The organism is Paenibacillus tyrphae, from assembly GCF_024158745.1.
GTDB classification, from domain to species: Bacteria; Bacillota; Bacilli; order Paenibacillales; family NBRC-103111; genus Paenibacillus_G; species Paenibacillus_G tyrfis_A.
This window is the reverse complement of the sequence record NZ_JAMZAW010000079.1, coordinates 1-358: the sequence shown is the minus strand read 5'-3', so window position 1 is coordinate 358 and position 358 is coordinate 1. Positions and strand designations below refer to the sequence as shown.

Genomic DNA, 358 nt, shown 5'->3' with positions numbered 1-358 from the left:
GGAAGGTGCGGCTGGATCACCTCCTTTCTATGGAGTCCATGTCGTCTGTAGGGCGACGGACATAATAAGCACGTTACTCGTTGCTCAGTTTTGAGAGAGCAAAGTCTCTTTCAAACATGGCATGGGGAACCAATGTTGGCAGCATTTAATGCTTGAGTGACATGAGGACCTATTTTATGATGATCTTCCGCTCGAGAGAGCGAAGAGATTGTTCCTTGAAAACTAGATAGCGAAAACAACTTCAAGTTAAGCTTAGAATCATCCTTAGTTTTACTAGTTGATACCGCGAGGTATATATGTTTTGGAGCGACTTTTGTCGAAGACAAGCGGAGCGAGAAAAGATATATAACGAGCATAC

At 43.3% G+C, this 358-nt stretch carries 1 protein-coding gene; it reads right to left on the bottom strand.

Annotation, left to right across the window (positions count from 1 at the left end; translation table 11 throughout):
• Nucleotides 1-110 precede the first annotated feature (110 nt).
• Nucleotides 111-358: hypothetical protein (locus NI000_RS36595; RefSeq protein WP_253416177.1), on the bottom strand; the 248-nt coding region annotated here is incomplete at its 5' end.